Annotated in this window: 23 protein-coding genes and 1 riboswitch; of the genes, 7 read left to right on the forward strand and 16 right to left on the reverse strand. The window is 70.2% G+C overall.

Translation table 11 applies throughout. From position 1 onward, the window contains the following. Positions 1-2: 2 nt before the first annotated feature. The 3 genes from LVY72_RS00705 to LVY72_RS00715 are packed head-to-tail and all read right to left on the reverse strand — an operon-like array spanning position 3 to position 3158. Complete coding sequence (locus LVY72_RS00705; RefSeq protein WP_237817529.1) at positions 3-833, reverse strand: maleylpyruvate isomerase N-terminal domain-containing protein; 831 nt, start codon at positions 831-833, stop codon at positions 3-5. A 12-nt stretch (positions 834-845) separates the two neighbouring features. Then, the gene (locus LVY72_RS00710) at positions 846-1757 is read right to left on the reverse strand and encodes a GNAT family N-acetyltransferase (protein ID WP_237817530.1); all 912 of its coding nucleotides are present in this window, start codon (positions 1755-1757) and stop codon (positions 846-848) included. A gap of 12 nt (positions 1758-1769) precedes the next feature. Then, a complete protein-coding gene (locus tag LVY72_RS00715) occupies positions 1770-3158 on the reverse strand; it encodes a glycine--tRNA ligase (RefSeq protein WP_237817531.1) in 1389 nt (462 codons plus the stop codon). 340 nt (positions 3159-3498) lie between these two features. Here LVY72_RS00715 and LVY72_RS00720 point away from each other — a divergent pair, with 340 nt between their 5' ends. Next, positions 3499-3720, forward strand: a complete 222-nt coding sequence (locus tag LVY72_RS00720) for a pyridoxal-dependent decarboxylase (RefSeq protein ID WP_443627199.1) — start codon at positions 3499-3501, stop codon at positions 3718-3720. 177 nt (positions 3721-3897) lie between these two features. Here the strand turns inward: LVY72_RS00720 and LVY72_RS00725 are convergent, their stop codons facing one another. Continuing rightward, positions 3898-4908 (reverse strand): DMT family transporter, encoded by a 1011-nt coding sequence (locus LVY72_RS00725; protein WP_237817533.1) that lies wholly within the window; start codon positions 4906-4908, stop codon positions 3898-3900. Positions 4909-4965: 57 nt separating this feature from the next. Beyond that, on the reverse strand, positions 4966-5991 hold the full coding sequence (locus LVY72_RS00730) for a DMT family transporter (RefSeq protein ID WP_237817534.1): 1026 nt from the start codon (positions 5989-5991) through the stop codon (positions 4966-4968). A gap of 51 nt (positions 5992-6042) precedes the next feature. On the opposite strand from LVY72_RS00730, the gene LVY72_RS00735 reads away from it, so the two are divergent. Beyond that, positions 6043-6270, forward strand: a complete 228-nt coding sequence (locus LVY72_RS00735) for an RNA-binding S4 domain-containing protein (RefSeq protein ID WP_237817535.1) — start codon at positions 6043-6045, stop codon at positions 6268-6270. Positions 6271-6306: 36 nt separating this feature from the next. Here LVY72_RS00735 and LVY72_RS00740 read toward each other — a convergent pair whose 3' ends face one another. Beyond that, positions 6307-6954 carry an alpha/beta hydrolase gene (locus LVY72_RS00740; RefSeq protein ID WP_237817536.1) on the reverse strand — a complete coding sequence of 216 codons (648 nt, stop codon included), beginning with the start codon at positions 6952-6954 and terminating at the stop codon, positions 6307-6309. A gap of 35 nt (positions 6955-6989) precedes the next feature. Continuing rightward, a complete protein-coding gene (locus LVY72_RS00745) occupies positions 6990-8039 on the reverse strand; it encodes an alpha/beta hydrolase (RefSeq protein WP_237817537.1) in 1050 nt (349 codons plus the stop codon). Between the two features lie 179 nt (positions 8040-8218). Between LVY72_RS00745 and LVY72_RS00750 the strand changes: the two genes are divergently transcribed. Together LVY72_RS00750 and LVY72_RS00755 are read left to right on the forward strand one after the other, a co-directional pair. Continuing rightward, entirely contained in the window at positions 8219-9055 is an 837-nt protein-coding gene (locus LVY72_RS00750) for an SGNH/GDSL hydrolase family protein (RefSeq protein WP_237817538.1), read from the forward strand. A gap of 10 nt (positions 9056-9065) precedes the next feature. Continuing rightward, positions 9066-10223 carry a winged helix DNA-binding domain-containing protein gene (locus tag LVY72_RS00755; protein ID WP_237817539.1) on the forward strand — a complete coding sequence of 386 codons (1158 nt, stop codon included), beginning with the start codon at positions 9066-9068 and terminating at the stop codon, positions 10221-10223. On the opposite strand, the gene LVY72_RS00760 is transcribed toward LVY72_RS00755, so the two are convergent. Genes LVY72_RS00760 through LVY72_RS00770 form a run of 3 tightly spaced genes read right to left on the reverse strand, consistent with a single transcriptional unit; the run spans position 10220 to position 15797 of the window. Next, on the reverse strand, positions 10220-13273 hold the full coding sequence (locus LVY72_RS00760) for an alpha-mannosidase (protein WP_237817540.1): 3054 nt from the start codon (positions 13271-13273) through the stop codon (positions 10220-10222). The genes LVY72_RS00755 and LVY72_RS00760 overlap by 4 nt on opposite strands. Before the next feature lie 48 nt (positions 13274-13321). Then, the gene (gene metX / locus LVY72_RS00765) at positions 13322-14461 is read right to left on the reverse strand and encodes a homoserine O-acetyltransferase MetX (RefSeq protein WP_237817541.1); all 1140 of its coding nucleotides are present in this window, start codon (positions 14459-14461) and stop codon (positions 13322-13324) included. A gap of 19 nt (positions 14462-14480) precedes the next feature. Then, positions 14481-15797, reverse strand: a complete 1317-nt coding sequence (locus tag LVY72_RS00770; RefSeq protein ID WP_237817542.1) for a bifunctional o-acetylhomoserine/o-acetylserine sulfhydrylase — start codon at positions 15795-15797, stop codon at positions 14481-14483. Positions 15798-15864: 67 nt separating this feature from the next. Further along, positions 15865-15980: riboswitch (SAM riboswitch) on the reverse strand. 160 nt (positions 15981-16140) lie between these two features. On the opposite strand from LVY72_RS00770, the gene LVY72_RS00775 reads away from it, so the two are divergent. Continuing rightward, complete coding sequence (locus LVY72_RS00775) at positions 16141-16782, forward strand: VOC family protein (protein WP_237817543.1); 642 nt, start codon at positions 16141-16143, stop codon at positions 16780-16782. A gap of 182 nt (positions 16783-16964) precedes the next feature. Further along, positions 16965-17519 carry a type IV toxin-antitoxin system AbiEi family antitoxin domain-containing protein gene (locus LVY72_RS00780; RefSeq protein WP_237817544.1) on the forward strand — a complete coding sequence of 185 codons (555 nt, stop codon included), beginning with the start codon at positions 16965-16967 and terminating at the stop codon, positions 17517-17519. 506 nt (positions 17520-18025) lie between these two features. Here LVY72_RS00780 and LVY72_RS00785 read toward each other — a convergent pair. From LVY72_RS00785 to LVY72_RS00805, 5 genes are read right to left on the reverse strand one after another with little or no spacing between them, the layout of a single operon-like run. Continuing rightward, a complete protein-coding gene (locus LVY72_RS00785) occupies positions 18026-18805 on the reverse strand; it encodes a CPBP family intramembrane glutamic endopeptidase (RefSeq protein WP_237817545.1) in 780 nt (259 codons plus the stop codon). A 41-nt stretch (positions 18806-18846) separates the two neighbouring features. After that, positions 18847-20085: an imidazolonepropionase gene (gene hutI, locus LVY72_RS00790; protein WP_237817546.1), complete on the reverse strand. Its 1239-nt coding sequence runs from the start codon at positions 20083-20085 to the stop codon at positions 18847-18849. Positions 20086-20091: 6 nt separating this feature from the next. Beyond that, positions 20092-21459, reverse strand: a complete 1368-nt coding sequence (locus LVY72_RS00795; protein ID WP_237817547.1) for a formimidoylglutamate deiminase — start codon at positions 21457-21459, stop codon at positions 20092-20094. Then, positions 21456-22655, reverse strand: coding sequence for an allantoate amidohydrolase (locus LVY72_RS00800; RefSeq protein ID WP_237817548.1), 1200 nt, complete (start codon positions 22653-22655; stop codon positions 21456-21458). The genes LVY72_RS00795 and LVY72_RS00800 overlap by 4 nt, the downstream gene beginning before the upstream one ends. Then, positions 22630-23340 carry an IclR family transcriptional regulator gene (locus LVY72_RS00805; protein ID WP_237817549.1) on the reverse strand — a complete coding sequence of 237 codons (711 nt, stop codon included), beginning with the start codon at positions 23338-23340 and terminating at the stop codon, positions 22630-22632. The genes LVY72_RS00800 and LVY72_RS00805 overlap by 26 nt, the downstream gene beginning before the upstream one ends. A 174-nt stretch (positions 23341-23514) precedes the next feature. Between LVY72_RS00805 and LVY72_RS00810 the strand changes: the two genes are divergently transcribed. Continuing rightward, positions 23515-24537 (forward strand): ABC transporter substrate-binding protein, encoded by a 1023-nt coding sequence (locus LVY72_RS00810; protein WP_237817550.1) that lies wholly within the window; start codon positions 23515-23517, stop codon positions 24535-24537. Between the two features lie 78 nt (positions 24538-24615). Here the strand turns inward: LVY72_RS00810 and LVY72_RS00815 are convergent, their stop codons facing one another. Next, complete coding sequence (locus tag LVY72_RS00815) at positions 24616-25704, reverse strand: NAD(P)/FAD-dependent oxidoreductase (RefSeq protein ID WP_237817551.1); 1089 nt, start codon at positions 25702-25704, stop codon at positions 24616-24618. Between the last annotated feature and the right edge of the window lie 63 nt (positions 25705-25767).

Here is a 25767-nt window from a genome sequence, read left to right on the forward strand (position 1 = left end):
GCTCAGGACCAGCTCACCCGCATCTGCTGCCGCCACAGCTGAAGCACGCCGGCGTCGCCGCCTGCCTCCAGTTCGCCGCCGCGGTTCCACAGACCCAGGTACAGCGCGGCAGGCGCAGCGCTGATGATGGCGTCTGCACGGTCGGGGACGGCCGCGGCCCGTTCGGTGCGGGGCGGTTCCTGGCCCAGCTGCACATTCCATGCCGACGGCCCCGATCCGGTGTCCGGCCCGGGACCGTCAACGGCCCTGATGTGCACCAGCACCGGCCCTTCCGTGCGCAGCTGCGTCCTGCGCCGGGGCAGGAAGCCGCACAGCAGCTCGTCGACGCCGTCAAGCGCCTGCGCCGGGCCGATCCCGGACTCATCCGCCAGCGGGGTCCGGCCAAGCACCGCAGCCAAGGCGTCGACGGCGTGGATGGCGGTTTCGTGCGCCTGCCGCCGGGCCCAGAACTCGCGCGGCGCCGGCGCGTCCCGGAGGAAGACCATGGCGGCAAGATCCGCCGGCGCGCCCGCCAGCGCCGCGGCCAATGCGTCGGATCCGCTGCGGAACCAGCCGGGCAGGTCTGCCGCGGCGTAGCCGGCCGCCTCGGCCCGGCGGGCCACCTCATCGGCGGCCAGCCCCGCCGGCAGGCCGGCGGCCGCGGATCCGGCGATGTTCGCCGTGGCCCAGCGGTGCACCATGCCCTGGTGGACCAGCAGGTCCCGCACGGTCCAGCCCGGACAAGTGGGCACCGGCGCTTCGAGCCCGGCCTGCCGGGCATTGGCCTCCAGCCGCCCGGCGGCGGAGCCGAGCCAGTGCAGGTAGGTGGCCAGTCCGGGGCCGGGCAGCGGCATGGCCCAATCCTCTCAGTTGCTGAGGATGACCGTCTCGGTCCCGGCCACGGACGCGGTGCCGGCGGCCAGCAGCGGCTCCAGCACCGCGGTCAGGGCCGTCATCGCGTCATCCACTTCCAGCTGGACCGGATACTGGTGCACCAACAGGGCCAGCAGCTGGGCGACGGCCGCCTGCGCCGCGGCGTCGCTGAGCGCCGGATCATACCCCAGCAGCACATCCGAAGGGGCATCGGTCCGGGACTGGGTGTAGCTGATCGCGAACGCGGTGATCTTCCCGTCCTGTTCCTTGGGCGCATCCCGCAGCACGACGGCGCCGGAGGCACCGGCAGCTTCGCCCAGCAGCATCTGCTGCGCCCGGCCCACCGTCATGTCCGAGCGGTCCCAGCCGTGTACGGCGTTGTAGAACTGCACCAGGGCCTGGGTCAGTTCCACCGAGCCGGTGGCGGCCTCGTCCAGCGCCGGACCGGCACCGGTCCCCGGGTTCGGCACCGGCAGCGCGCCGGGCTGGACCACCACCACGCGGGAACGCTGGATCGGCTGCAGTCCGGCTGCGGCGGCGAAGGCGGCGCCGGTACTGCCCGGCTCCACCTTGGCGCGCAGCCGGCTGACGCCCGACGGGGCCTGGGCGGCCTCGGCCCGCAGGCGCTCCAGCAGGGCCGTGGCCACCCCGGCGCGCCGATGGTCCTTGGCCACCTCCACGTACAGCCAGAGCCGGTCCGGATGCAGGCTCGTCTCGTAGACCGCCCCGGCAGCTACCGGGATGCCCTGGTCCTCGGCCACGATGCAGCGCGACCATGGCGTCTCCGACGGCGGCCTGAGGACGCCGCGGAACTGCCCGGCCGGACCGCTTTCCGGATCTCCCCAGATCTGCAGCAGGACAAGGTCGTCCCCGTCCCGCCAGTCGCGGAAGGTCAACTCAGGCACGCCGTCCCCTTCCTAGGCGCCGGCAAGGTGCCCGGCCAGCCAGGCCTCGACCTTGTCCAGGCCCACCCGTTCCTGGGCCATCGAGTCCCGCTCGCGGATGGTGACCGCCTGGTCGTCGAGCGTGTCGAAGTCCACGGTAATGCAGAACGGGGTGCCGATCTCGTCCTGGCGGCGGTAGCGGCGGCCGATGGCCCCGGCGTCGTCGAACTCGATGTTCCAGTTCCGCCGCAGCGCGGCGGCCAGGTCCTTGGCCTTGGGGGAAAGGTCCTCGTTCCGGCTCAACGGCAGCACCGCCGCCTTGACCGGGGCCAGCCGCGGGTCCAGCCGCAGCACCGTGCGCTTGTCCACCCCGCCCTTGGTGTTCGGCGCCTCGTCCTCGGTGTAGGCATCCACCAGGAACGCCATGAAGGACCGGGTCAGGCCGGCGGCCGGCTCGATGACGTAGGGGATGTAGCGCTCGTTCGTGGCCTGGTTGAAGTAGCTCAGGTCCACGCCGGAATGCTTGGTGTGGGTGGACAGGTCGAAGTCCGTGCGGTTCGCGATGCCCTCCAGCTCGCCCCATTCCGAGCCCTGGAAGCCGAAGCGGTATTCCACGTCAGTGGTGCCCTTGGAGTAGTGGCTGAGCTTCTCCAGCGGGTGTTCGAAGAGGCGCAGGTTGTCCGGGTTGATGCCCAGGTCGATGTACCACTGCAGGCGGGCCTGGATCCAGTACTGGTGCCATTCCTCGTCCGTCCCGGGCTCGACGAAGAACTCCATCTCCATCTGCTCGAATTCGCGGGTCCGGAAAATGAAGTTGCCCGGGGTGATTTCGTTCCGGAAACTCTTGCCGATCTGGCCGATGCCGAACGGCGGCTTCCGGCGCGAGGTGGTCAGCACGTTGTTGAAGTTCACGAAAATGCCCTGCGCGGTCTCCGGCCGCAGGTAGTGCAGGCCTTCCTCGTTGGCCACCGGGCCGAGGAAGGTGCGCAGCAGGCCGGAGAATTCCTGAGGCTCGGTCCACTCGCCCTTGGTGCCGCAGTTGGCGCAGGCGATGTCCTTCAGCCCGTTTTCGGGGGCCCGGCCCTTCTTCTCCTCATACTCTTCCTCGAGGTGGTCCGCGCGGTAGCGCTTGTGGCAGCTCAGGCACTCCACCAGCGGGTCGGAAAAGACCTCCACGTGCCCGGAGGCTTCCCAGACCTGGCGGGGCAGGATCACCGAGGAGTCCAGGCCCACCACGTCCTCGCGGCCGCGGACCATGGACTGCCACCACTGGCGCTTGATGTTTTCTTTGAACTCCACGCCGAGGGGGCCATAGTCCCAGGCCGAACGCGAACCACCGTAGATTTCGCCGGCCTGGAAGACAAAGCCGCGGCGCTTGGCCAGCGAAATGATGGGGTCAAGCTTGGATTTGGCTGCTGCCATGAGGTAGTACTCCAGTCTCTACAGGGCCGCTGGGTGCGGTCCGCGGTGGTTCGGGCACAGGCGTGCTGCCGCCGTTCCGGGGCAGTGGTCTGCGTATTGCGAAGCTTCCACACTAGCCTACCGAAGCCGCCGGGATGCGCTGCAGCAGACCAGCCAGGGTGCCGGGTAGGACAAGCGTGCCTGTCATGCCGATGCGTAAACACCATCAGGGACCGGAACTGCCCGTCAAGCCGCGCTTTGCGGACGTGGCCGACGTGGCCGAAAATCCGCACCGCCGCCTGCCGGAAGCTTCGATACCGGCAGGCAGCGCACGCCTGAACCTGGCAACCTTGGTGACGACCTGGATGGAACCCCAGGCCGGATCATCGCCGAGACGCTCGCCAAGAATATGATCGACAAGAACGCGTACCTGCAGACCGCCGAAATCGAACGGCGCTGCGTCAACATGCTCGCCGACCTGTGGCATGCCCCGGCCGATTCGCACCCGGAGGCGGCGGCTACCGGATGCTCGACCACCGGCTCAAGCGAGGCCGCGATGCTGGCCGGTATGGCGTTGAAGTAGCGCTGGCGCGAGCGCCGGAAGTCCGCAGGCCAGGACGGGGCCACGCCCAATCGGTACTGCGCGCTGTGGTCCGCCACGGCTTTTCGCGCGAGCTCGCCGCGCTATTCATCGAAGACCTCGAGCGGGCGGTCGACCGGCTGGCCGCGCGCCCGCAATGATCACGACGCCGGCAGTCCGCTAGCGGCCGGTGCGCCGGCCTCTGCGCAGGGCCGCGGGAAACGCCGCGCGCGGCCAGGGCAGCGTGGCGAGCACCATCGCCGCCAGGGCCAGCAGCGTGCCGAGCACGGTCGCCGTCGCAATGACGGATCCCGGCACCGGGAAAAAGGCATCCAGCAGCAGTGCGCCCAGCAACTGGCCGGCGATCATGCCCAGGCCGGTCAGCAGCACGCCCAGGCTGGCCACCACCACCGCGCCCACCAGAATAAAGAAGCACCCCAGCGGACCGCCCAGGTAGTACCACCATTGGGCAGGCAACGGCTCCGCTCCGCCGGCAACCGCCAGCTTCACCAGCCAGGCCAGGCACAGCAGCAGGAATCCGACGATGAAATTGATCAGCGTGGCCGGCGCCGGCGAACCGTAATGCATCGTCTGCGTGCCGTTCAGGGCCTGCTGGAAGCTCTGCAGGAAGCCGGCCAGCAGGGGCAGCGCCAGCGGCAGCAGCCAGGCCGCCGTCGGCCCGCCGGTCGAGAATTTCGGCGACACTGCCCAGACCACGGCCGCCACCGTGAGCAGCGCGCTGAGGATCCGGAGCCCGGTCAGGTACCTCCTGCCGCCGGGCCCCAGCCCGATCCGGTCCACCAACAGGCCGCTGACCGACTGGCCGGACACCACGGCCACAGTGAACAGCGCGATGCCGGTCACCGCCACGGTCACGCCCTGGCTCATGACCAGGAAGGCGCCGCTGGCGCCGGCCAGCAGGTACCACAGCGGGAACTTCCGCTCGCGCAGGGCCGGGCGGACCCGCTTCAGCGCCCGGCGCCCGGCAGGCGGCAGCACTGTGAGCGCAGCCATCAGCACCAAGCCGATACCGAAACTGATGACGGCCGCGGCCAGTCCGTCGCCCAGACGGGCGCCGAGGGCGCCATTGACACGGCCCTGGGCCGACATGGCCAGCCCTGCCACCACCGCCAGGGGCAGCGACAGCGGCAGCGGGATCCTGCTTGCCTGCCGGGATTGAACTCGAGTCACAAGCCCTAACCCTAGGCTCTGGGCCGTTTCGGCGCACAACGCAGCGGACCGGCAGGGTCAGCGGCGGAGCTCCCGCTCCGGCACGGCCCGCTCCGCCGGCGCATCCGCGAGGGTACCGGCCGGCATGCGCCGGTACCCGGGGGTCCAGGGCAGGGTGGCCAGCACCATGGCCGCGAGCGTAAGCAGCGTGCCCGCCACCGCTGCCGCCGTCACCTGCGTTCCGGCGGCCGGGACCAGCAGGTCCAGGGCCAGCGAGCCCAGCAACTGGCCGGCGATCGTGGACAGGCCGGCCGCCAGCACCCCGAGGCTGCGCACGAGCAGGTTGGCCAGCACCACGAAGACGGTGCCCATCGGTCCGCCCAGGTAGAGCCACCACTGCTCCGGCAGCGGATTGCCCGCGCCTGCCACGGCGCATTTGATCCCCCACAGCAGCGCCAGGGCCGCACTGCCAACGGTGAAGTTGATCAGCGTGGCGGTGAACGGGTTGCCATAGTGGACCGACTGGGTCCCGTTCATCGCCTGCTGGAAGCTGCGCAGGAAACCGGCCAGCAGCGGGAGCAGGACCGGCAGCAGCCAGCCGGGCCCGTCGCCGCCGGCGAACTTCGGCGAGACGGCCCAGATGACGCCGGTCACGGTCAGCAGGGCGCTGAGCGTACGCATCAGGCTGACCGGCTTCCGTCCCGCGGGGCCCAGGCCCAGCCGGTCCACCAGCAGCCCGGACACGGAACTGCCGGCCACCGTGGCGACCGTGAACAGCGCGACTCCCAGCAGCGGCACCGTCAGCCCCTGGCAAAAGACCATGAAGGCACCGAGGCAGCCGGCCAGCAGGTACCAGCGCGGAAAGCTGCGCCCGCGCAGGGCGGGCAGGACCTGCCGGAGCCCGGCCCGGCCGGCGGGCAGCACCGCCGAGATGACCAGCATGACCGCCAGCCCGGTACCGAAGCTGACCAGCGCCGCCGCCAGCCCGTCGCCAAGCGCGACACCGAGGGCACCGTTGACGCGCCCCTGGACCGGCATCGTCAGTCCGGTGGCGACGGCGAGGGGCACGGACAGGAGCAGCGGGAGTTTGGCGGAAGACGGCACGCGGCAACTTTAAGGCATCGGCGGGCCGGCGCCGTCGGGCATGATTGATCCATGGCTTCCGATGACATTGATGACGTGCCCATCCGTGACGAGATGATCCGGCTGGGCCAATTGCTCAAGCTGGCTAGCCTGGCCGAGGATGGCACCGAGGCGAAGGAACTGATCGAGAACGGCCTGGTGAAGGTCAACGGGGAGATCGAAACCCGGCGCGGACGCCAATTGCACGACGGCGACACGGTCAGCGTCAACCGCCGGACCGTGCGCATCACCCGAGGCTGAGCGGCCGTCCTGCGCCAGCCGCCCGGCCGCGGACGCTCAGGCGTTGAGCACCTTGTAGGTCAGGAATTCCTTGACGTGCGCCAGTTCCTGGGCATTGATGCCGTGGCCGATGCCGGCGTACAGCACCTTGGTCAGGTCCACGTGCTCATTGGCCCAGGCATGGGTGAACTCCACCTTGTCCGCGGTGATGACCTGGTCCGCCTGGTCGCGGCCCCAGAACAGCGGCGGCTTGATGGCCTTGACCGCTTCGTCGTTGAAGAACGGGTCCCCGGCGGCCGGAATGGCGAAGCCGGAAAGCCCGACGACGGCGGCAATCTCCTCCGGCCGGTGGCGCAGCACCGAGGTAGCCACCGCCATACCCATCGAGAAGCCGAGCACCGAGACGCTGCTGTGCTGGTCCTTGACCGAGTCGAGCCAGGACCAGACATCGGCCACCGCCCGGGTCACCTTCTCCACGGAGAAGTCCGGCTCGTGCATCAGCGGGAACCAGGTGTAGCCCGGCCCCAGGGCCACCGGGGCCCGGACGGCGGCCACGGTGAATTCCTCCGGCAGGCCGGGTACCAGGCCCATCAGGTCCTGTTCGTTGGAAAGGTAGCCATGGAAGAGCACCAGCAGCGGGGTGCCGGTGCGTTCGGCCTCGGGCTTGGACCAGACGACGACGGGCTTGTAAGTTGTTTCGGTCATGCGGATATGATTCCACAAATTAGTTGAACCTTCAACTAGACGCCGCCGATATGCTCCGTCAGGGCCGCCAGGAACTGCTCCGGGTACTCCAAGTGCGGCGAATGCCCGCAGTTGGCCAGCACCACCTCGCGGGACCGGCCGCCGTTCGCCCGGTATTTGTCCAGCACCGCCCGTGTCTGCGCCAGCATCGGCTGCGCCGGGGCCGTCTGCTCCCCGGGCCAGCCGGGAACCGCTCCCAGCTGCCCCAGGTAGTTGATGTCGAATGCCGAGGCATCCGACACGATGGCGTCCGAGTCCCCGCGGATCCACAGGATGTCAGGCTTCCGGGCCAGCTCCACCAGGCCGCTGGTATTGAAATAGCCCGGCGCCATCGCATTGGCGATCCCGCGGCCGCCGGCGGCAAAGCCGGGCCAGGCGTCCGTCGCGGCCGAATCCCCGGGATAGTGGTCGGGCCCGGTGCGGCTGCTGAGCATCGACTCGAGCCAGATCTCCTCGTGCACGGACCGGAAGCCGGCATGCACGTAGGCGGCCCGGTAGACCGCCAGCGGGGAGGTGGCCGCTTCCTCGCTCCGGTCCCCCGCCGCCAGCCGCGCCACGAAGTCCGGGTTGACCCCGCCGGCCCCGCAGCCGGCGTCGTCCTCGCTCAGCCGCCTGCCCTCGGGCCCGCCGGTGCCGCCGAAGCCGTAGGGCGACACCGGAGCCTGCAGGGTCAAGCTGAGCACCGGGTGGTCCAGCGCATACTGCATGGCCACTCCGCCGCCCATGCTCCAGCCGACCAGATGCGCCGCGTCGAGCCCCAGCGCCTCCAGCGTCGCGGCCAGGTCGTCGCTGAAGTCCCGCAGTCCGCGGGTGGCATCCACCGGCAGCGGATCGGTGTCCCCGAAGCCGCGCAGGTCCGGCGCCAGCACCCGGTAGCCGGCCGGCAGCGCGAGCATGGCTTCCTGCCAGAACAGCGACGAGGACAGGTTGCCGTGGATGAACACCACCGGGGTTCCGCCAGGCGGATCCCCCGCACGTTCGAGCACGTTGACCGCCAGCCGGGACGTGTCGATCCGCCGCGAAGCAATTCCGTCCAGCAGCACCATGCCATCCTCCCCGGGGTGGATCCGTGCCTCCGGAGTGGATCCCCGTCGGCCGCCTGCTGCCACCCTAGCGGCCGGCGCAGGCGGGCGCCAGCGTTTTCTGAAAGGTGGTTCAGGTTTCTGCCGCTGTCCGGCCGGAAGCGAGGGTCGCGGATCCGCCGCCGGGTTGACAGGATGGGCCTGTGAGCGACGCGCAGCTGCACCACCCGTGGAACCGGTTCGTGGCCATCGGGGATTCCTTCACCGAGGGCCTCGGCGACCCGGACCCGAACAGCCCCGGCGGCCACCGCGGCTGGGCCGACCGCGTGGCGGAGGAGCTGGCGCGGGACCACGTGGACTTCGCCTATGCGAATCTGGCCGTCCGCGGCAAGCTGCTGCGCCAGATCATGGACGAGCAGCTGGGTCCGGCGCTGGAGCTGCAGCCTGACCTGGTCAGCATCTGCGCCGGCGGCAACGACGTCATCCGCCCCAGCGCGGACCCGGATGCGCTGGCCGAGACGCTGGATGTGGGGATCGCGAAACTGCGCAGCAGCGGTGCCACGCTGCTGCTCTTCACCGCCCCGGACACCGGCACCACTCCCCTGCTCAGCACGGTGCGCGGCCGGGCCGCCATCTTCAACGAGAACGTGCGCACCATCGCCGCCCGGCATGACGCGATCATCGCCGACCTGTGGGCACTGCGCCAGCTCAAGGATCCGAGGATGTGGGCCCCGGACCGGCTGCATTTCTCGCCCCTGGGCCACCACATCATCGCCGCCATGGTCCTGGACGCGCTGAACGTGCCGCACCAGCTGCATCCGGAAGTCCCGGCCCCGCTGCCGCCCAAGCAGTGGCGCACGGCCCGCTCCGAGGATCTGGTCTGGGCCCGGAACCACCTGATGCCCTGGGTGCTGCGCCGGCTGCGGCACCGCTCCCTGGGCGACGGCATTTCCGCCAAGCGGCCCCTCCCCGAGCCGATCTTCGGCCCCGGCATGCCGCCGGGCACCGCGGAGTTTCCGGCGGGGCCGGCGCACGAATGAGGATCCGGCCGTGAGACCCTTCGACGTCGTGCGGCAACGGTTGCTGGCCCAGCAGGTCTGGGGCGCGGGAGCTGGCGACGCCGGTGCCGCCGTGCGCCGCCTGCTCGCCGTGCAGGCGCAAGAGTATGCGTACGCCCGCTGGTCGGTGGCCCAACGCTGCGCCGGGAACGGCCGGGACAGCGCCACTGCCGTGGACCACGCGCTCGCAGACGGCACTTTGCTGCGCACCCACGTGCTGCGGCCGACCTGGCACTTGGTGCACCGCGACGATGCGCGCTGGCTGCTGGAACTTTCCGGCCCGCGGGTCCGTGCGGCCATGAAAAGCCGGGACCGCGAGCTCGGCATCGACGGCGCCCTCCTGGGGCGGGCCAAGGACGCCTTCGCCGATGCCCTCGCCTCCGGCACCCATCTGGACCGGCAGGAACTCGGTGCCGCGCTGGAACGGGCCGGCGTACTGGTCCGGACCGGGGAGAAGCTGCGCGGCAGCCCGGTCCACGGCCAGCTGCTGGGACACCTGGTGCTCAATGCCGAACTGGACATGCTGCTGGTCAGCGGGGCGCCGCGCACCACCACGGGCGGGTCGGTGCGGCCGACCTACGCACTGTTCGAAGACCGGGTGCCGCCCGCCGCGCCGGTCGAGCGGGATGCGGCCTTGGCCCGGCTGGTGCTGCGCTACTTCTCCGGCCATGGTCCGGCCACGGTGAAGGACTGCTCCCTGTGGTCCGGCCTGACCATGGCCGATATCCGGCGCGGCCTGGCAGGCACTCCAGCCGGTGCGTTGGAGCGCCGGGAGTTCGACGGCCACGAGTTCTTCCTCGCGGTACCGGACGGGTCACATGCTCCGCGCCTGCCCCGCGTTGATCTCCTCCAGTGCTACGACGAGATGGTGATGGGCTACACCCCGACCCGCGGCTACTTGTTTAACCGGCGCGAGGGGGCCGGGCTGCGCCTGGGCAATGCGAATCTCAGCCTGCATCCGCTGCTGATCGACGGGTTCCAGGCCGGCCTGTGGCGCCATGTCCTCGGGCCGGAGGCCGCAACCGTGGAGGCCCGGCCCGACCATGCACTCGACGGCGGCGAACGGCGGGCCCTGGCCGCCGCCGTCGAACGCTATGGGCGGTTCCTGCATCGCCCGTTGGAACTGCGGCTGCAGGATCACGGGCCTTAGGCCCGCCGGAACCGCAGCGTGGCCAGCTGGAAGGGCCTGAGCCGGACGACGGCGGTGCCCGCTCCGGAGGCGTCGAGCCACTGGGCGTCGACCGGCCGTTCCAGCAGGTCCGTGGCCTGGACCTGCGCATACTTGAAGCCGGCGGCCAGCCGGGCCTGCGCCCGCCCGCCGTGGGCCTCATACAGCCGGAGCACCACGTCCCCGCTGCGGTCCTCGGCCAGTTTGACGGCCTCGATGACCACCGCCGGGTTGTCTACCGTGAACAGCGGCTCAAGCGCCCGTGCCGCCACGCCGTCGAGCCGGCGCAGCGGCAAGTTCAGCCGGTAGCCGGCCCGCACCGCTTCGGGAATGCCGGCCCCGGGCACCAGCGTGGTGCGGAAGGTGTGCGTGCCCTGGTCCGCCCCGGGATCCGGATACAGCGCCGCCCGCAGCAGCGACTGCCGGATCTGGGTGAAGGGGGCGCCGTCGCCGGCCAGGCGGCGGATGTCGTGGCCGTAGCAGGCGTCGTTGGCCACCGCGGCCCCATAGTCCGGCTCGCCGACGTGCACCCAGCGCTGGGCGACGGTTTCGAAGCGGGCTGCGTCCCAGGATGTATTGGCGTGCGTCGGCCGGTAGATGTGTCCGAACTGGATCTCCGAGGCAGCCCGGTCCGCATGGACGTCGAGCGCAAAGGCCAGCTTGAGCAGCTTCCGGCGTTCGTGCCAGTCCACCACGGTCTCGATCTCCAGCGCCTGGCTGTCCGCCGCCAAGGTCAGGGTCTGCACCACCTGCGAGGCGCCGAAGCTGCGGCGGATGCTCACGGAGGCCGCAGCCGCATTGGCCGCCGTCGCGACGGACTCGATGCTGCGCAACTCGGTGACCGGTGCCTCGTAGTGCCGGTCCAGGTTCCAGGCATCCCACTGGGCCGGAACGTCGCGGAACAGCTGCAGGACATTGGCGCGCCGGCCGGCCGGGATGAGTTCGCGGCCGCTGGCGGTGTCCAGGACCGAGCAGACCAGTCCCCCGGCGTCCAGTCGGACGTGCAGCCGGGCGTTGGACAGGACCCAGCCGTGCTCCGACGACTCGACGCCGACGCTGTCCCGGCGGCCCGGTCCGGCACCGTCCGCCGGCAGCGGTGCCGGCGCGGCCCCCAGCGCCGGGACACCGTCCAGCGGATAGGGCCCGGCGTTGGCCAGCACCGCGGAAGTGCCGCGGCCCAGCAGGGTGCGCAGCGACGTTTCGACCGCGAGGTTCAGCTCCGCAGCCAGCTGCCGGTAATGGTGTTCCGCCTCGCGGTGCACCCAGGCGATCGAGGATCCGGGCAGGATGTCATGGAACTGCTGCAGCAGCACCGTCCGCCACGCGGCCTGCAGCGCGTCATAGGGATAGGACGCCGTGCCGCGTACGGCCGCGGTGGCCGCCCACAGCTCGGCTTCCCGGAGCAGATGCTCACACCGGCGGTTGCCGTGCTTGGTGCCGGCCTGCGAGGTGTAGGTGCCGCGGTGGAATTCCAGGTAGAGCTCCCCGCTCCAGACCGGCGGATCGGCGTATTCGGCCTCCGCCGCGCTGAAGAACCCCGCGGGGCTGGACAGCCGGACCCGGGGCGAGCCCTCGAGATCGGCGGCCCGCCGGGCGGCCGCCAGCATTTCGCGGGTGGGCCCGCCGCCGCCGTCGCCCCAGCCGAACGGCACCAGCGAGCTGTTCGCCGCGCCCTGCTCGGCGTACCGGCGCTCGGCCCCGGCCAGCTCGAGCCCGGACAGGTCCGAACTGTAGCTGTCCACCGGCGGCAGGTGGGCGAAGATCCGGCTGCCGTCGATTCCCTCCCAGGCGAACGTGCTGTGTGGAAACCGGTTGGTGTCGTTCCAGGACAGCTTCTGGGTCAGGAACCAGCGCGACCCGGCGGCGCGGGCGATCTGCGGCAGGGAGGCGGAATAGCCGAAGCTGTCCGGCAGCCAGACGTCCAGCGGCTCCACGCCGAATTCGTCCAGGAAGAACCGCTTGCCGGCGACGAACTGCCGGGCCAGTGCCTCACCGCCGGGCAGATTGGTGTCCGCCTCCACCCACATGCCGCCGGCCGGGACGAACTGGCCGGCGGCGACCTTCTGCTTCACCCGCGCGTACAGGGCCGGATAGTGCTCCTTGAGCCAGGCGTAGTGCTGGGCGGACGAGGCCGCGAAAACGAACCCGGGGTCCTGGTCCATCAGGTCCAGGGCGTTGGCGAAGGTCCGGGCCACCTTGCGGACGGTTTCGCGCACCGGCCACAGCCAGGCCGAATCGATATGGGCATGTCCGACGGCGTAGATCCGGTGCGCGCCGGCGGCCGCCGGGGCGGCCAGCGCCCCGGCCAGCACCGCCCGGGCCGCCGCGGCCGTGCCGGCGATGTCCTGGGGATCCAGCACCTCCAGCATCCGTTCCAGCGTGTGCAGGATTCCGGCCCGCCGGGGCAGCCGGTCCGGCAGCGCCAGCATGAGCGAGACCAAGGTGCGGATGTCCTGCAGCAGGTCCCAGACCACCGCCTCGCGCAGCACCAGCTGCGCCCCGCCGAAGCGGTACAGCGGTTGCCGGCCGGCAGTGGCCGGATCCCCCAGCGTGGTGGGGATGAAGGTGAAGCCCTCGGCGATATCGGGGTTGGCAGCCGCTTCCACATAGAGTTCGAGCGCTTCCCCGGGCCGGGCGGCCAGCGGAAGGTGCCGGTTGAACGGGGACAGGCCCTTGAGCACCGTGCCGTCTGCGGCATAGCCAAGGCCTTCGGATTGGAAGCCGGGCAGCTCCGGGGTGAAGCCGAGGTCGACGAGCACCTCGGGCCGGCGCCCGGAAAGCCGGATCCCGCCGGCGTCGGGAAAGGTACCGCTGAGCCGGAACCACGTGGTCCCCCACGGGGCGCCCCAGGGCTGCCCGGTCCGGACCGGTTCGTAGCGCTGGCGCACGGCCTCGGCGAAGGGTACCGGGGCATCCGGACAGTCCCAGGCTTCCACGGCCAGCGGCCAGTGGAGGCCGTGGACCGCAGGTTCCAGGTGTTCGACGACGAACCGCGCGATCCTGGCCTCGGCCTGCGCTGGGTTGTGGTGCATGGCGGCCCCACCGGTGGTAGCGTCCGGCCGCGGTCCGGCCGTTGGAAGCTACTTTACGGAGGGGCTTAGCGGGAAGAAATACCTGACCAGCTCCGCATCCAGCTGGTGGATGTCGGTGAGGAACCCGTCGTGGCCGATCGGGGTCTCGATGGTGTGCACCTTGGCCGGATTCGGCAGGGACTGGGCCAGCTGGCGCGACTGCTCCGGGAAGTACAGGCGGTCCGAGTCCACGGCGGCAATGAAGAACTCGGTGTCCACCCCGGCCAGGGCCTCCTCCACGGAGCCCCGGCCGCGGGCGATGTCATGGCTCATCAGGGCCTCGGTCAGCACGAGGTAGCTGTTGGCATCGAAGCGGCCCACCAGCTTGCCGGCCTGGTAGTCCAGATAGCTCTCCACGGCATAGCGGCCGCGCGCGGCGTGGGTGACGCCGCCGAACGGCCGCTCGTCGGCCTGGGCGGCGCGGCCGAAGCGGAACTCCAGTTCAGGCTCGGAACGGTAGGTGATGTGCGCGATCCGCCGCGCGATGCCCAGACCGGCTTCCGGGACAGGCCCGCCGTAATAGTCGCCGCCGGCGAAGTCCGGATCCAGCCGGATGGCCGCCACCTGGGCCTGGGCGAAGGCGATCTGCTCCGCAGTACTGGCCGCGCCGCAGGAAATCACCGCACAGCGCGCCGTCCGCTCCGGATAGGTGACGGCCCATTCCAGGGCCCGGGCCCCGCCCATGGAGCCGCCGACCACCGCGTGCCAGCGCCGGATCCCCAGCAGTTCGGCCAGCCGCGCCTCTGCCCGGACCGAGTCCCGGATGGTGACGAACGGAAAGCGGGAGCCCCACGGACGGCCGTCCGGCGCCGGCGAGGACGGGCCGGTGGATCCGTAGCAGCCGCCGAGCATGTTCGCGGCCACCACGAAGTAGTGGTCCGTGTCGATCGTGGCGCCGGGACCCACCAGGGAATCCCACCAGCCGTCCTCGTCCGAGGTTCCGCGGGCCACATGCGTGCTGCCGGTCAGGGCATGTTCGATCAGCACCGCGTTGGAGGCATCCTCGTTCAGGGTGCCCCAGGTTTCGAAGCCCAGAACGACGTCGGGCAGGAAGCCGCCCGTTTCCAGTTCCAGGGCTCCGATCGAAACGAAACGCAACGTTCCGTCGCCGGCGGTGTCCACGAGTTCCTGTGGCTGCGCAGTGGTCAAATTCGCTCCCGCTCTCTCGCTAGGCGGACTTGGCGGACCGGAAGCCTGCTTCCAGGTCCGCAATGATGTCGTCGATGTGCTCGATGCCCACGGCCAGCCGGACCAGGCCCGGGGTAACGCCGGCAGCGGCCTGTTCGGCAGGCGAAAGCTGCGCGTGGGTGGTCGAGGCCGGGTGGATGACCAGCGAACGCACATCGCCGATGTTGGCCACATGCGAGTGCAGCTCCAGGCCGTCCACGAAGCGTTGGCCCGCCTCGAGGCCGCCGGCGATCTCGAAGGCGATGATGGATCCGGTGCCCTTCGGACCATACTTGCGCCCGCGCTCGTACCACGGGCTGGACGGCAGGCCGGCGTAGGCCACCGACTCGACGTCGTCGTGGGCTTCGAGGAACTCGGCCACCTTTTGAGCGTTCGCCACGTGCCGCTCCACGCGCAGGCTCAGGGTTTCCAGGCCCTGGGCAATGAGGAAGGCATTGAACGGAGACAGCGCCGAGCCCAGGTCCCGCAGCAGCTGGACGCGGGCCTTGAGGATGAACGCCAGGTTGGCCCCGAGCGCCGAGCCGACCCCGAGGTCGCGGGCGAACACCAGCCCGTTGTAGCTCTCGTCCGGGGTGTTGAAGCCCGGGAACTTTTCCGGATCCGCGGCGAAGTCAAAGCTGCCCGCATCCACGATCACCCCGCCGATGGCGGTGCCGTGGCCGCCGAGGTACTTGGTGGCCGAGTGCACCACGATGTCCGCGCCCCACTCGATCGGCCGGATCAGGTACGGGGTGGCCAGGGTGTTGTCCACGATCAGCGGCACGCCGGCGGCGTGGGCGGCGGCGCTGACGCCCTCGATGTCCAGCACGTCCTGGCGCGGGTTGGAGACCACCTCGCCGAAGAACGCCTTGGTATTGGGCTGCACGGCCGCGCGCCACTGGTCCAGGTTGTCCGGATCCGCGACGAAGCTGACCTCGATGCCGAACTTGACCAGCGTGTTCTTCAGCAGGTTGTAGGTGCCGCCGTAGAGGCTGGGGCTGGCCACGATGTGGTCCCCTGCCTGGGCGAGGTTGAGGATGGCGTAGGTGGAGGCGGCCTGCCCGGAGGACAGCAGCAGCGCGCCGGCGCCGCCTTCAAGGCTGGCGATCCGGGTTTCCACTGCTTCCTGGGTCGGGTTGCCGATCCGGGTGTAGATCGGGGCCAGTTCCTGCAGCGCAAAGCGGTTCGCCGCGCTTTCGGCACTGGGGAAGACGAACGACGTCGTCTGGTAGATCGGCAGCGCCCGCGCGCCGGTGGCTGCATCCGGCTCCTGGCCGGCGTGGATCTGGCGGGTTTCGAAAGACCAGTCATTGGACATTTGGCTACTCCCTCAACTTGGGGGTCCACCGGTCAGGACGCCGGCTGTTCCGGCGTGCCTGGAGTGCGACCCGCGCTTGCCTGCCGCCTCATGGCGGAAGGCCAGGTCCTCACCCGGGGCACCCCACCGCGGTTGGAGGGTTGCCGGCCAGCAAGCCGGGGCTTCGTGCTGGCACTCATGACCTCACTACAGGTTCGCCCATGGCCGAGCCCTGCGGCAAGTTAGGGACGGCTTATGTGACGGCATGTGAATCAGGCCGGCCGCACGCTGGGCCGCATGCCCGCATTTGCCACTAAGGCTTGCCTAAGTCGAGACGCGGATCACAAAATGCCAAGATGATGCCATGCGCTTCGATCATGTCTCATATGCTGCTGAACCCGATGGCCTGGCCGCCACTACCGAGCGGATTTCGAAGGTCCTGGGCATCGAGGCCGTCAAGGGGGGCGTGCACCCCCGTTTCGGCACCCGCAACACCATCTTCCCGCTGACGAACCGCCACTACCTCGAGGTAGTCGAGGTACTGGAGCACCCGGCCTCGGACAAGGCGCCCTTCGGGCAGGCGGTACGGGCCCGGTCCCAGGCCGGCGGCGGCTGGATGGGCTGGTGCGTCGAGGTCAAGGACCTCAAGCCCTTCGAGGAGCGGCTTGGCCGCAGCGCCGTGCCCGGCAACCGCAAGTTCCCGGACGGTCAGGAACTGACCTGGCAGCAGATCGGCATCAAGGGCCTGATCGCTGATCCGCAGGTGCCCTACATGATCCGCTGGGACGACGGCACCGAGGTGCTGCACCCGTCCAATGCCCGCCCGGCCACCGTCAAGTTGATCGGCCTGACGATCGCAGGCTCCTCGGCCCGCGTGGCCGACTGGCTCGGCACCCCGGTGGACGACCTGCTTGAGGACGTCAAGGTCGCCTGGACGGCCCCCAAGGGCGAGCCGGGCATCCTCTCGGTGCGGTTCGAAACCGATCACGGCGTCGTCGAAATCTAGCCGGCTCCTCCCGTATCTCCCGCCCCGTTCCGGGCTGCTGCTCCAGTTCCGCCGCAGGAGCAGCAGCCCGGAACGGGGCTTTTACGTGGTCCCGTCCTCCACAGCCCCGGCGGTCGCAGTGCGAGACCACAGGACCGGCACCGTGGTCCGCCCCGTGCGTCCGCCTGCGCCAGAGTGGGCGGATGATGAATCAGCTCATTTTCACCCGGGATGAGGAACAGGCAGGCCGCGGACCACGCGGTCTGGCCCATCGCTGCTCCGCCGGAGAACTGACACGGCTTCGCCAGGGCGTCTATGTTCCCACGGAGATCTGGTCGGCCCTTCCGCCTGGGAACAGTACCCGGCTGCGGATCGAAGCAGCCGTCGGCAAGGGCAGGACCCCGTGTGTCCTGACACAGGAGTCCGCCGCTGCAGTGTGGGGTATCCCCATCAGCGGCAACACTTCAGAGGTCCAACTGCTGGCCACCAACGGCGCGCACGGGAAGCGGCGGGCGCACCTGCGGTGGCATGCGAGGACACTGCCCGAACCCGTCCAGGACATCGACGGCCTGCTCGTGACCGGACGGATCCAGACTGTGGTCGACATGGCGGCCCGCCTGCGCTTCGAGCAGGCGGTACCCGGTATGGACCATATCCTGCGGAGCGACGGGAAACGCCGCCTGCCGGCCCTGGACAAGGACCAGCTGCGGGCCGTCGCCGGGCAACTGCCGCCAATGCACAACGCCGGCGGGCCCTGAACGTGATTGCCTCTGCCGATCCGCGGGCCCAGTCCCCCGGCGAGTCCCTCTCGCGTGCCCTGATGTACCTGCATCATTTCCCCGCGCCGGAACTCCAGCATTCCGTCTTCGACCGGTACGGACGGCTGTTGGGCATAACCGATTTCTACTGAAAGGGGCATTCACTCGCAGGAGAGTTCGATGGCTCCGTCAAGTACTCCCGCGGGGAATTCCTGAAGGGCGGGTCGCCAGCGGACGCCGTTCAGCGTGAGAAGCGGCGCGAGGACCGCATTCGGGCAACCGGCCTGCGCTTCGTCCGATGGACCTGGCGCGACGCAGACCGGTCCGGGCCGGCCGGCGTTTCGCGCCTGATCAGGATCCTGGCGGATGCGGGGCTGGTCCAGGGCCGTTGGAATCAGGTCTGGCCAGGCATGGGCATCGGCTCCAAATCCGCCGCGTCAGCAGAATCCCATTCCGGAGCGGGCGCACCGGGCGCCGGGTGCCGACGGCGGAGCGGGCGCCCGGGGTCAGGTACCGATGCCGATGGCGGAGCCGAGGAGGGCGTAGCCGACAAAACCGGCGGTATCCAGGGCCGCGTGCGCCACCACCAGCGGCATCACCCGCCGGGTCCGGGTGTAGGCGTAGCCAAAGACCAGCCCCATGAGGAAATTGCCGATCCCCGGTCCGATCCCCTGGTAGAGGTGGTAGGAGCCGCGGACCAGCGCGCTCACGAAAATGATCGTCCAGGTGCCCCAGCCGAATTTCGCGAGCCGGTCGAACAGGTAGCCCACCACGATGACTTCCTCGACCACCGCATGGCGCAGCGCGGACAGCACCAGCACCGGCAGCGTCCACCAGTAGGTGTTGAGGGCCGCCGGCACTATCGCTGTCGTCAGCCCCAGCGCCCGCCCGGCCGCGTACACGCCGAGGGTGCCGGCCCCCATGGCCAGCGCCAGGCCGAAGCCGAGGCCGAGATCCAGTTTGGGCCGGGCGAAGTCGAAGCCCAGCTGGCGGAACGGCGACCGTCCGGGCGAAGCCAGCAGGAACAGCACCAGCGCCACCGGCACCAAGGCGAAGAAGATCCCGAGCAGCTGATACACCAGATCGAAGATCTCGCGCTGGTTCAGGGCAGGATTCAGTTTGGTGGTCTGCGAGGCCAGCGGCGCGCGGGTGGCTTTGTCCAGCAACTGGACCACCGCATACACCGCCGACTGGCCCAGCGAAACCCCCAGCACAATGAGCACCTCGGTGAGGTAGTAGCCGCGGGTGCGGGGCATCGCCCCGGTGGAGGTGGTACCGGTCTGCATGCACACTATCTTGCCCTGCCCGCGTCGCGGCGCACCCTGGCTCAAGCCACCTGTTTGCCCGCCCGCCACACCGCGGCAGTCAACGGCATCCCCGGCCGGTAGGCCAGGTGCGTGGCGGACGGCGCGTCGAGCAGGTGCAGGTCCGCCCGGTGCCCGACCGCGATCGAGCCGACGGCCCGGCCGCCGTCGGTGTCGGTGCCGGTGTGCACGCCCAGCGCGAGCGCGCCGCCGTAGGTTCCCGCGCGCACCGCCTCGTGCACGCTCAGGCCCATCTGCAGCACCGCGGTGGTGACGCAGTAGTTCATCGAACTGGTATAGGAGGTGCCGGGATTGCAGTTGGAGGCCAGCGCTATTTCGACGCCGGCGTCCAGCAGCCGCCGGGCCGGGGCCAGCGGCTGCCGGGTGGACAGGTCGCAGGCCGGCAAGCAGGTGGCCACGGTGCCACGCTCCCCCGTCCCGGAGCCGGACTCCCAGCCGGCCCAGGAGCCGGCCAGCAGGTCCACATCCGCGTCCGAAAGGTAGTTCAGATGGTCCACGCTCGAGGCCCCGAACTCAACCGCCAGCGCCACGCCCGGCCCCTCGCCGAGCTGGTTGCCGTGCACGCGCAGCCCGAGCCCGGCCTCCCGGCAGGCAGCGAGCACGCGCCGGGACTGCTCCTCGGTGAAGGCCCCGCGTTCGCAGAACACATCGGCCCACTGCACGTAGGGCCGCACCGCCTCGAGCATCCCGGTGCAGACCAGGTCCGTGTATTCGTCCGGGTCCACGCCGGCCGGCACCAGGTGGGCGCCGAGGAAGGTGACCTGGTCCGCCACTGCCGAGGCGATCCGCGCGCTGCGCGCCTCCTGCGCCACGTCCAGCCCGTAGCCGGTCTTGGTCTCGAGATAGGTGGTGCCGCCCGCCGTGGCCTCGGCGGCCCGGGCCCGCAGCAGCCGGAGCAGTTCGTCGTCGTCCGCGGCACGCGTGGCGGCCACGGTGACCGCAATCCCGCCGGCCTGGTAGCTTTCGCCCGCCATCCGGGCCTCGAATTCGGCCGTGCGGTCCCCGGCGAAGACCAGGTGGGAGTGGGAATCCACCCAGCCCGGCAGCACGGCCCGCCCGGCGGCGTCGTAGGCGGCGTCCGCGGCCGGTGCTGCGGCGGACGGACCGAGCCAGGCGATCCGTTCCCCTTCCAGCACGACGGCGGCACCGCGCAGCACGGTGTCCCGGCCGCGGGCCGGGTCCTGGGTCATCAGCTCGCCGATGTTGGTGATCAGCAGGGAGCCATTCGTGGCATCCGGCATTCTGGCTCAGACTCCTTCCGAGGCGGTGTCCAGTTTGGTCAGCGCGGCCGAGAGCAGGCGGGCCGGATCACCCAGCGTGGCGTGGATGCCCTTGCGGGCGGCCAGCCTGCCGCCGATGACGACGGTGGCTACGTCCTGCGCAGTGGCGGTCAGGGCCAGCTGGTCACGCCGCGACCCCACCGTGCGCATGCTGGCCGGGTCCACCGCCATCAGGTCGCAGTACCGGCCCGGGGCCAGCCCTGGCGCCCGCCGGCCCTGCGCGGCGGCCCCGGCGTCGGAGGCAGCCTTGTGCAGTGCCTCCGGCGGGAACCAGCCGCGCTGGCCCGAGCCCAGCCGCTCGCCGTGCTCGAGGGCGCGCATCTCCAGCCAGGGATCGACGACGGCCTGCTGGTCGGTGCCGAGAGCAATCCGCGCGCCGGCATCCTTCAGCGCTGCCGCCGGTCCAATGCCGTCAGCCAGGTCCGCCTCGGTGGTCGGGCACATCACGATGGTCGTGTGTCCGGCGCCCAGCACCGCAATGTCGTTTTCAGTCAGGTGGGTGGCGTGGACGGCGGAAAGGCGGTTGGTGATCAGGCCGTGCCGCTGCAGCAGCCCGGTCGGTGTCAGCCCGGTAGCCAGCACACAGGCCTCGTTCTCCGCCGGTTGTTCGGAAAGGTGGATGTGCAGCGGCATATCGGCGGGCAACTCCCGGGCCACCACCGGCAGCGCCTCCTCGGGCACCCCGCGCACCGAGTGCAGCGCGGCGGCCACGGTGACCTGGTCCGGCGAAAACTCACGTGCCACCGCGGCGCGCAGGGACCCAAGCCGCTCCAGCCAGGACTCGACACAGGTGTCGCCGAACCGGGTCTGTTCCGCGGCCAGCGGCTGGCCGATCCCCCCGGCCAGATAGCAGGTATCCAGCAGCGTCAGCCGGATCCGGGCGTTGACGGCGGCGCGGGCCAGCGCCAGCTCCATGGCATGCTCGCCGCCGGAGGAGCTGCCGTACGGGGTGCCGTCAGGCTGATGGTGGACATAGTGGAATTCGGCCACGCTCGTCCAGCCGGTGACCACCATCTCGGCGAAGACCGCGGTGGCCAGCTCCTCGTACAGGTCCGGGGTGAGCGCACCGGCTGCCTTGTACATCTGCTCCCGCCAGGTCCAGAAGCTGCCGACCCCCATGTCGTGGGTGCGTCCGCGCAGCACCCGGTGGAAGGCATGCGAATGTGCGTTGGACGCTGCCGGGAAGGAAACCCCGGCCACATGCAGGTCCGCCGGGGCCGCCGGCACGCCCGCGCGCACCGAGGTGACAATGCCGGACTCGTTGACTTCGGCCCGGACGCTGTCCGCGACGCCGCGGCCCGGCAGCCAGGCCGCCTCGCACCAGACCCCGCTCACAGCAGCGCCTCCAGCACATCCGCCAACGCCGCGGCGCCGCCGTCGGCGTCGGCGTCCTCCACGTGCTCCTCCGGCGAGTGGGAAATCCCGCTCGGGTTGCGGATGAACAGCATGCCGGAGGGAACGTAGCCGGCCAGCACCCCGGCGTCGTGCCCGGCGCCGGTAGCCAGCACGGGCGCCCCCGGCAGCGCGTTCTCCAACTGGCGCTGCAGGCCAGGGTCGAAGTGGACGGTACCGCTGTAGGATTCCTCGGTCAGGGTAATCGCGCAGCCTTCGAACGCGGCGATCTTCTGGGCCTTGCCGTGGATGGTCTCCACCAGCCGGGCCGTCACTGCGTCATCGGTATGGCGGGCGTCCAGCCACAGGTCGACGCGGGAGGCGATCACGTTGGTGCCGCCGGGTACCGGCTGGATCCGGCCGACCGTCGCCCGGGCGCCCTGCTGGGCCGCGGCTACCTGCCGGACGGCAAGGATGATCTGCGCGGCGGCGACCATCGGATCCCGGCGGTCCGCCATCAGGGTGGTGCCGGCGTGGTTGCCCTCTCCGGTAACGCTCAGCCGCCAGCGGCCATGGCCCAGGATAGAGCTGCCGACAGCGACGGCCGGACCGTCCTCGCCGAGCCCGCGGCCCTGCTCCACATGCAGTTCGATAAAGTCGCCGATTCTGGCCAGCGCCTCCGGATCCGCGCCCAGCTGCGCCGGGTCCAGTCCGTTGGCCCGGGCCACCTCGGCGAAGGTGTTGCCGTCCGCGTCGCGCAGGTTGCGGGCCTTGTCCGCATCGATCGCCCCGGTGAGCAGCCGGGAGCCGAGGCAGGCCACACCGAAGCGGGAGCCTTCCTCCTCGGGAAAGACCGCAACGGCCAGCGAGCGCAGCGGCGCCACGCCGCGGGAACGCAGCTCGTCCACCGCCGCCAGCGCCGACGCCACCCCGAGCGGACCATCGTAGGCCCCGCCTCCGGGCACCGAGTCCAGGTGGCTGCCGGTCACCAGCGCCCCGGGCTGCGGGGCGCCCCACCAGGCCCAGATGATCCCGTTGCGGTCCGTTTCCACGTCCAGCCCGCGCCGGCCGGCCTGCTCGATGAACCACGAGCGCAGGTCCAGTTCCGCCGTCGAATAGACCGGGCGGGTGTAGCCGCCGCGCTGGGCGTCTCGTCCGACGTCGGCAATGGAGTTAAGGAGCGAAGTTACGGTGTCCATGGTCCTCCTTGGTCCGGCCGGCAACGGCCGCGGGGGTGGCAAACAGTCTGGATGCTTCGGCGGCCACGATGGGCCCGACCGTCCGGGCATACTCGCCGGTGGCCCGGTAGCTAGGCGCCACTACGCTCAGGGCCGCTACCACCGCTCCCCCGGCGGTGACCGGCGCGGCCACGGCCGTGGTATCCGGCTCCACGCCTTCAGCCACGGTAATGAACGAGCCCGGTTCCACCTGTCCGGCCAGGACTGCGCCGGCCGCGCTGCCGGCCAAGGGAAAGGTCCTGCCGACCCAGTTGATATGGCGTACCGACTGGGTTCCCTCCTCGATGGCCAGGTACAGGCCGTGCGTCTGGCCGGCGGCCACGCTGAGGTAGGCGGATTCGCCGGTGCCGGCGACCAGCGCACGCAGCGCCGGGCGGCTGGCGGCGACCAGTGCGTCATGGCTCAGGGCCTGGACGCCGAGTTGGACCATCCGGTAGCCCGGCCGGTACAGGCCGTCCGCCAGCCTGGCCGCGAACCCATTGGCCTCCAGGGTACGGAGCAGCCGCAGCGCGGTGCTCGCCGACAGGCTCAGTTCCTTGGCGGCGTCCGCCAACTTGACCCCGTCGTGCTCGCAGACGACGCGCAGCAGCCCCAGGACGCGGTCGGCGGCCCGGGTTGTGGCATCGGGCGCAGCCTTGGTCACCATGCAGGTTCCTTTCCGCGGAGGCGGACTTCTATTGCACTCAGTAAAACACTTATTTCATCCAGCAGCAATCAGACGCGCTGCTTAAACCATTGACTCGGGGTGGAGGGCTCCGTACATTGGCATTTCATTACTTGAAACCATCATGCCGCTTGCCGGCAGAACTGGAGTGGAACCGTGGCCATTGACAACCGGCGTCCAGCCCGCCCCCGCGGGGCAACCCTGACGGCCATATCCGCTGCGGCAGCTGCCGTCCTCGCGCTGTCCGGCTGCGGCGGCGGGAGCCCGTCGTCGACCCAGCCCGACGGCGGAACCGCGGAGGCCGGCAGCGGAGACCTGGACCATGTGACGCTGGGGCTGCTGCCCATAACCGACGTCGCTCCCGTGTACCTGGGCATCCGGGAAGGATACTTCCGGGCCGAAGGCATCGACCTCGAGGTGCAGCCGGCCCAGGGCGGCGCGGCCATCGTGCCGGCCGTGACCACCGGCGAATACCAGTTCGGCTATTCGAACGTCGTCTCCTTGTTGATCGCCCAGGACAAGTCCCTGCCCATCGTCGTGATTTCCAACGGATCCAGTTCCACCAACGAACCCGGCCACGATACGACGGAAGTCGCCGCCCTGCCCGAGAGCGGCATTGGCGGCCCTGCCGACCTCGCCGGCAAGACGGTCGCGGTGAATGCGCTCAACAACTTCGCCGACACCACCATCCGCAACTCGATCGAACAGGCCGGCGGCGATCCGCAGCAGGTCAAATTCGTGGAGATCCCCTACCCCAACATGCCCGCGGCCCTGGCCCGGGGCGACGTCGACGCAGTCTGGACCACCGAACCCTTCCGCACCCAGGTGCTGGACGCCGGTGGCCGGATCGTGGCCAGCCCGATGACGGACATGGCACCGAACTTCGACTCGGCCTTTTACTTCACGTCCCGGCAAACGTTGGAACAGGATCCGGAACTCGTGGCCCGTTTCCGATCGGCCTTGCTCAAGTCCTTCGACTACGCTTCGGCCTACGAAGACCAGGTACGCGCGGTGATCCAGGATTACGCCAAAGTCACCCCCGAGCTGGCCGGGAAGGTCGAAATGACCTCCTGGCGCGCGGACATCAACATGGACGGACTCAAGCGGCTCGGCACCGCCGCGAAGAAATACGGCGTGCTGGAAAACGAGCCGGACTACACCGGGCTGGTTGCCGACTAGGCTCGCGGCGGGGCCCTCGGCGGCTAGCGCCTCCCCGCCTCCCACCACTCGCTCCGCTCGCGGCGGGGCCCTCGGCGGCTAGGCTGGGTTGCGCAGTGGGCTGAGGGCCGCTGCCGCGGAAGCGGACCAGGCCGCCGGTCCGCGGCGCAGCAGCAAGGCTGCGGCCAGCTCGGCAATTCCGCTGGAAGTCTGGAAACCATAACCGTCCTGGCCTGCGAGCCAGAAGAAACCCTCCACCACGCCGTCGAACCCCACCACCGGGTGCCCATCGGCAGGTTCGGTCCGAAGGCCGGTCCAGGACCGGGCCACCGAACGGATCCGCATTGTCGTCGCCGCATCGATCAGCGCGATGACCGCCTCAATATCGCCGGGGTGGGGTTTGGCATCCTCGGCGGGGCTGGCCACCGTCTCGGATGGCGAAATCAAGACCTGGCTTCCCTCCGGCCGATAGTAGAAGCTCCCATCCGCCATCACGACCATGGGGTGGCCCGGGGCCAGCGGGCGCTCAACCTCAACAAGGGCCGCGGTACGCCGGTACGGCACCAGCCCGTGCGGCGCGGCCCCGAAGATCCCGGCAACCGGGTCGGCCCAGGCGCCGGCAGCGTTGACCACCGTTGCGGCCTCGATAGTCTCCGTCCCGGCGTCAACCCGCCACCCGCCGAAGTTTTTCCTGGCCGACCGGACCGGGGCGCCGGTGAGGATGACGGCGCCGTTGGCCGCCGCCGTCGCCCGATGGAACTCAATCAAGGCATCAGCATCAAGGGTGAAGGAATGCCGGTCCAGCCTGGCCGCACTGAAGCTTTCCGGTTTGAGTTCCGGGCTGATTTCCCCAGCTTGGGCGTGGCTCAGCGATTCCATCAGCTCATTTGCGTGCGCTCGGACGGACTCCTCGTCGCCGACGAGCAGGAAGCTTGCGGGGGCCAGGCACCGGAGCCCGGACTGGCATTCGAGCGCCGGCAGGATTTCCAGCGTCCTCGCGGTCAGCTCCCGGACAGCCGCGGGCCCATGGCTGGGCACCAACTGCCGCGCGGAGCGGGACGAGGTGTGGTACGCCAGCGTCGGCTCGGCCTCGGCCAACACTACTTTCGTCTCCGCGGACAGCATGGAGGCCAGCGACAGGCCGGCAATACCGCCGCCGATTATGAGGACGTCGCAGCTGTGGGACATACCGCCATCCTGCCATGCGGCGCAGCCGGCCGGTGAGGGCTTCGGTGGGAGCGCCCCTCAGGG

Source organism: Arthrobacter hankyongi (assembly GCF_022012395.1).
GTDB lineage: Bacteria > Actinomycetota > Actinomycetes > Actinomycetales > Micrococcaceae > Crystallibacter > Crystallibacter hankyongi.